The organism is Gilliamella sp. wkB108 (assembly GCF_001690195.1).
GTDB classification, from domain to species: domain Bacteria; phylum Pseudomonadota; class Gammaproteobacteria; order Enterobacterales; family Orbaceae; genus Gilliamella; species Gilliamella apicola_L.
Genome location: NZ_LZGM01000036.1, coordinates 25,954 through 32,086 on the forward strand (window position 1 = coordinate 25,954; position 6,133 = coordinate 32,086).

General features: G+C 31.5%; 8 protein-coding genes. 2 read left to right on the forward strand and 6 right to left on the reverse strand.

From position 1 onward, the window contains the following. Nucleotides 1–10: 10 nt before the first annotated feature. On the forward strand, nucleotides 11–1,075 hold the full coding sequence (lptG, locus tag A9G11_RS04435; RefSeq protein ID WP_065618317.1) for an LPS export ABC transporter permease LptG: 1,065 nt from the start codon (nucleotides 11–13) through the stop codon (nucleotides 1,073–1,075). A gap of 82 nt (nucleotides 1,076–1,157) precedes the next feature. Here lptG and msrB read toward each other — a convergent pair whose 3' ends face one another. The 3 genes from msrB to msrA are packed head-to-tail and all read right to left on the reverse strand — an operon-like array spanning nucleotide 1,158 to nucleotide 2,730. After that, nucleotides 1,158–1,601: a peptide-methionine (R)-S-oxide reductase MsrB gene (gene msrB, locus A9G11_RS04440; RefSeq protein WP_065618318.1), complete on the reverse strand. Its 444-nt coding sequence runs from the start codon at nucleotides 1,599–1,601 to the stop codon at nucleotides 1,158–1,160. Nucleotides 1,602–1,650: 49 nt separating this feature from the next. After that, entirely contained in the window at nucleotides 1,651–2,178 is a 528-nt protein-coding gene (locus A9G11_RS04445; RefSeq protein ID WP_176701231.1) for a cytochrome b, read from the reverse strand. 3 nt (nucleotides 2,179–2,181) lie between these two features. Next, nucleotides 2,182–2,730, reverse strand: a complete 549-nt coding sequence (gene msrA, locus A9G11_RS04450; RefSeq protein ID WP_065618320.1) for a peptide-methionine (S)-S-oxide reductase MsrA — start codon at nucleotides 2,728–2,730, stop codon at nucleotides 2,182–2,184. A gap of 161 nt (nucleotides 2,731–2,891) precedes the next feature. Here msrA and A9G11_RS04455 point away from each other — a divergent pair, with 161 nt between their 5' ends. Beyond that, complete coding sequence (locus A9G11_RS04455) at nucleotides 2,892–3,164, forward strand: DksA/TraR family C4-type zinc finger protein (protein WP_065618321.1); 273 nt, start codon at nucleotides 2,892–2,894, stop codon at nucleotides 3,162–3,164. Between the two features lie 68 nt (nucleotides 3,165–3,232). Here A9G11_RS04455 and A9G11_RS04460 read toward each other — a convergent pair whose 3' ends face one another. From A9G11_RS04460 to A9G11_RS14575, 3 genes are all read right to left on the reverse strand, one after another. Continuing rightward, nucleotides 3,233–3,889 carry a DUF421 domain-containing protein gene (locus A9G11_RS04460; protein ID WP_065618322.1) on the reverse strand — a complete coding sequence of 219 codons (657 nt, stop codon included), beginning with the start codon at nucleotides 3,887–3,889 and terminating at the stop codon, nucleotides 3,233–3,235. Nucleotides 3,890–4,239: 350 nt separating this feature from the next. Continuing rightward, a complete protein-coding gene (locus A9G11_RS04465; RefSeq protein ID WP_065618323.1) occupies nucleotides 4,240–5,265 on the reverse strand; it encodes an SEL1-like repeat protein in 1,026 nt (341 codons plus the stop codon). A 586-nt stretch (nucleotides 5,266–5,851) separates the two neighbouring features. Next, nucleotides 5,852–6,133, reverse strand: a 282-nt coding sequence (locus tag A9G11_RS14575; RefSeq protein WP_218056043.1) for a hypothetical protein, incomplete at its 5' end; no start/stop codon positions are given.

Genomic DNA, 6,133 nt, shown 5'->3' on the forward strand with positions numbered 1-6,133 from the left:
GGAGAAAGGGATGTTTTCTATTTTAGATCGTTATATTGGAAAAACCATTTTAAGTACAATTGGTATTTGTCTTTTTTTATTGATTAGTTTATCTGGAATCATCCGTTTTATTGATCAACTTCGAAAGATAAAAGTTGATTATGATGCATTTTCAGTCGGTATTTTTTCCCTCTTAATGGTACCTAAAGACTTGGAAGTTTTTTTTCCTATGGCTGCACTATTAGGTTCGCTAATTGGTTTGGGATTATTAGCTTCTCGTAGTGAATTAATTGTAATGGAAACTTCCGGTTTTAGTCGATTTAAAATAGCTCAAGCAGTAATGAAAACTGCTTTACCATTAGTAATTATTACAATGGCAATCGGTGAATGGGTTGCACCTGTAAGTGAACAAACTGCACGCAATATGCGTTCGGAAAAAATTTACGGTAATTCGTTAATGGCTGAACAAGGCGGCTTATGGGCTAAAGATGGTAATGATTATGTCTATATTGGACATGTTAATAATGACAACTCAATTTCGGACATTGATATCTATTCAGTTGATCAAAACAAATTAATTTCTATAACCCATGCCGTAAGTGGTGTATTTAAAGATGGTGAGTGGACATTATCACAGATTGCCAAAAATGAATTAAGCCAACCAAATAAAGTTTTGGGAGTAAATATGGTCTCTATGCAATGGAAAACCAATATCACACCTGATAAGCTCAGTATTGTAGCTTTCGATCCCGATTCACTTTCAGCCTCTGGCTTATATCAATATTCACAATACTTAAAAAATTCTGGTCAAGATAATAAATATTACGATTTGCTATTCTGGAAAAAAATCATTAAACCTATTTCAGTAGCTGTAATGATGTTATTAGCCTTATCGTTTATTTTTGGCCCACTCCGTAGTGTCTCTATGGGAATAAGAGTGATTATTGGGATTAGTTTTGGTTTTCTTTTCTACATTGCGGATAATCTTTTTGCACAGGCAAGTATTGTGATTGGTATTTACCCAATAGTAGGATCATTATTAACCAGCATAGTCTTTTTATTAATCAGTTATGCATTATTTAAAAGAAAAAATTAATATTATTTTGGAAGGGACTTGTTAGAAGTTATTAATATAAATCCTATCATCACGCTTTGAGATGATAGGATTAATTTCAATATTAATTTTTCTCAAAAAGTTTTAAATATTCTCCATATCCTTTTGCTTCCAACTGTTCTTTAGGAATAAAACGTAACGAGGCTGAATTAATACAATAACGCAAACCTCCTAAGGCTTTTGGACCATCGTTAAATACATGCCCCAAATGAGAGTCGGCATTGACAGAGCGAACTTCCGTTCGATGCATTCCAAAACTATTATCCTCTTTTTCAATAATATTGTTTTCATGCAAAGGTTTAGCAAAACTAGGCCAACCACACCCTGAATCAAATTTATCTAATGAAGTGAATAATGGTTCACCTGAAACTATATCTACATAAAGCCCTTCTCGGTGATTCGCATAAAACTCGTTTTCAAAGGGTGGTTCAGTCCCATTATGTTGTGTAACATGATATTGCATTGGTGTTAAAACTGAAATAGCTTCTTCTTTGTTGAAATTTTTCATAATTCACCTAATTCACTTAATCACGTTAAAATTAATAATTTGTTATCAATTATTTACTTGCTAACATGGATTGTAATACTTTATCTTTATACCAGAAGAAATGATATAACGCTCCTGCAATATGTATAATTAGTAACAAAACCAATAAATGTGAACAACATTTATGCAAAGCATGAAAAAAGGTATAGAAGTCATTATGCATATCAATAGCTGGAATCGAAATTATACCAAAGACTTCAAGTGGGCGACTACTCATCAAGTACCCAGATAGTGGCAAAATAAATAATAAAATATAGATCAGTCCTTGCACTGATTTTGATAAAATCCTTTGCAATTTTTGACGTTTAGGTATTACATCCGGTACTTTATCTTTGATTATGCTATAAATTCGCAAAATCGTTAATATAAAGATCACCACTCCTAAAGATTTATGCAGTAAATAAACATGACTCATGCTACCCAAAACATAAGATGCAGGGACTTTGATAAATAATATTATTGTGACAATCAATGTTATTATGGCTGATAACCAATGATTCCATTTTTGCTTAGAATTATATTGTGGATAATTTTGCATCATTTATTCCTCTTTAAACTTGTTTTTATCTTGCCAATGTTGAGAAACAAAATCAGAACGACCTGATAATTGGTAATAACGATTATAATGCTGAGGTTGCTTTTGGTAGTAATTTTGATGATACTCTTCTGCTGGATAAAATTCGGTTGCAGGTTCAATAGCTACGTTAATCGGTTGAGTAAATCGCTTACTACTTTGTAGTGCTTGCTTAGTTGCTAACGCTTCTTTATGTTGTAATTCATTGTGATAAAAAATAACTGGACGATAAGAATCACCACGATCAGCAAATTGACCATTGGCATCTGTCGGATCAATTTGTTGCCAAAAAATATCTAATAATGTGCTATAGCTTATTTGGTTTGGATCAAAGGTTATTTGAACCGCTTCGGTATGTCCTGTATCACCTTGACATACTTGCTGATAGGTTGGGTTTATAACATGCCCTCCGGTATAACCTGAAATCACACTAATCACACCTTCGTAACGATCAAAAGGTTTTACCATACACCAAAAACAACCGCCGGCAAAAGTTGCTTGTTCATATTGTTGCATATAACCTCCACTTAAAGGATGTTTACTAAAAACATGTTTTCTTCACATAAAATCACTATAAAAATAATTAGTTAATGGGATAATTAATTAAATTTCTTTATTGAAAAAACGAAAAACATCGTCATATAGATAATATCTATTTCAATATTCGGAGGCTCCTTATGGCTAGTGGATGGGCATCTGACGATGCCGTTAATCAACAAATTGAAGGTACAATTGCTGATGCTATCGAAAATGCTCGACGTCAACTAAAGCAAGGTTCATTAAGTGCTAATATTTGCATTGAATGTGGAGAAGCTATTCCCGAAGCACGGAAATTAGCCTTACCAGGCGTTCAATATTGTTTATCTTGTCAACAAGAAATCGATAAGCAATTAGCTAAAACAGCAGTGCTATATAATCGCCGAGGCAGTAAAGATAGTCAACTACGTTAATCTGCCATTACTTTCATGGTGGGCTAAAGTTCAACCCACCAAATTAATATTACACTGAGCATCTTTAATTAATTCTCTTTTTTAGCCTTACGGATAGCATCATATGGATAAATAATAAATTTATTGTCAAACCATTCAGCACAAAATATATCTTTAATATCTTCATATCCTTGTTTTTTAATTTCTTGCATTACCCAATCTTCATCTTTATGAATCTGTTCAATATTATCATGACTTATTCCTCCATTCTCAATAACTAATACAGCTATATCTTTTTCACCTTTTTTGATAATAGTTAATGAACCATTTAATTCATACCAAACATGTTTTAACTGGTCAAATGAAGAAATACCTTGAATATTAACTAAAGTTTCAAAATCTCTAACGGGTAAATTTGCCTTAATAAAATTATCTGTGATTAAATTACCATTTTTGACAAGTAAAATAGGTTCACCATCTATGGCATCACGTAAACGTGAATTCTTAGATTTGATAAATCTAATCAAAATTAATAATCCTGCCCAAATTGCTACTAAACCAGCTGCTTCCCATGCTGAAACTGAAGGACTGAGTAATGCTCCCCCTACAAGCGCACCGATTACCATACTCCCTACTTGATCTAACTGAGACATTGGTGCTATTTGACTTTTACCTGACAATTTCACATATACCAGTAAAATGACTAATGCTAATAAAAATTTCGGTGCGATTTGTAACAAATACATTTACTACCTCCAAGTTAACATTTTATATTTAACGGCTAGTACAATATCGTATTGAAAAATCATTTAATTAGAACAATTTAAAATCTTTATAAAAAATAGGGATACAATTTTATTGAAAATGAATTAGTGTCGGTTATCAGTTAATAAACATCCAGACACAATGGCTTTTAAAGATAAGTTAACAGATTTATTATACTCCAGAAAATGCTACATATTAAGTTTTAATAGAGAATAAATGAGTTACTACAAATTAGGTGACAGAATTAACTATCACCTTTAATGGGAAAATAGTCTTAATCTGAGAAAAGTTAAAAATTTAAATTTTATCTCGTCTTTGGGCTAATTCAAGATTAGTTTTCATCTTTACTGAATGAATTACAGATTTCATTGTCAAGTCCATTATCACAAGCCTTCTGATACCACTTTTTGGCTTCATCAATATTTTGAGGGACACCATTTCCATCTTCATACATTATGCCTAAGTTATATTGAGCTTCTGGATGATTTAAATTAGCTGCTCTTTCAAACCATTCTTTCGCTTTATTTAAATCTACCTCAACACCTTTACCTTCAGAATACATTAATGCAATATTATTTTGGGCATCTACGTCATCTTGCTCTGCTGCTTTTTCATACCATTCTAACGCTTTAGCATAATTTTGCTCAACCCCTTTACCATCTTCGTACTTAATGCCTAAATTATATTGCGCGTCAACGTCTCCTTGATTAGCCGCTTTCTCGTACCACTCTAACGCTTTAGCATAATCTTGATCTACGCCTTTTCCTTCATCATACATCACAGCTAAATTAAATTGAGCTTTGGCATGACCTTGCATAGCTGATTTTTCAAACCATTCTTTGGCCTTTGCATAATTTTGTGGTACGCCTTCACCAAGATAATACATAACCCCTAAGTAAGATTGGGCTCGTTCATTGCCTTGCATAGCGGATTTTTCATACCATTCTTTGGCTTTTACATTATCCAATGGTACGCCATCACCTAACGCATACAACGTACCTAAATTCAATTGGGCTCTTGCATCACCTTGCAATGCTGCTTTTTCATACCAATCTTTAGCTTCAAAAGTGTTCCTCTCTACACCATAACCTTTTTCGAACAACCATCCCAAATTTAATTGCGCTTTTGCATCACCTTGTAATGCAGCCTTTTCATACCACTTTGCTGCATTGGTATAATTTTGATCTACACCATTACCACTTTCATACATTAAACCTAATTCATATTGCGCTTTTGGATCATTTTTTTCTGTTGCCAATTTAGATAGTTCATCAAATCCCAAATCTTTTAAATCATCAGCATTCACAGGACTTACAAAAAATAAACATAACCAGACAATTGCAAATAATTTTTTCATATTTAATTCCTTAATTAATCTCATTTTTAATAAATATTATTTTTGAGCAACAAAAAGTAGTCTTCCGTTTTACTATCATACTATTGTTAACCAAGTTTACTTACTATGGCAACATTTTTTATACAAGAATATTAACGATTATTGTTCTATTCTAAAAAACACTTTATGATCTAAATATAAATTAGTTACTGATAATCATTTCCCTTCGTATAGGCTAAAATATAGTAACCGACAGTATGCTCATTTATAAGTACATATTTTTATATTATTAATAATAAAAAACTCTATCAATAATGGCTGATAGAGTTTGTGTATAATTAGTGTTAAATATCAAAAGCTTTTAACTTGGCAATGATAGTTTCTAGATTTGATGTTGTCTGTTTAATCATATCAATTATGATATTTAAAATTCTCTAATCTACTATTCATCATTAATTTTGATATCGCGGTCTATTTTACTTAAATTTATATTTCTAATAATAGTTGTAATATCAGCTTGGATAAACTATTTGTAGCTTATTCAAGCATCTTAATATTAAACGTCTATATTATAGGTTTGAATTGAGTTAATTTTATGCTAAACAATTTATAAGTAATTGAATCTATATATAAACTGAATAAGCAAAAATAGTAATCCTATAAAGAAAGTCAATGCGCCTAAATATTGAATAGGGAAAAACAAAAATCGATACTTATTAATTTTAATCTTTTTATATGTTTTTCTTACATCAATTATACCTGATTGTACAACTTCTTTTTTGATATTGAGTTTAACGCCAATAAAATATACTAAGCTTCCATGAAATATCCAGAGAATTGGCATAAAAATATAATTACCTATTTCAGCATCTGGACCATAGATATCATA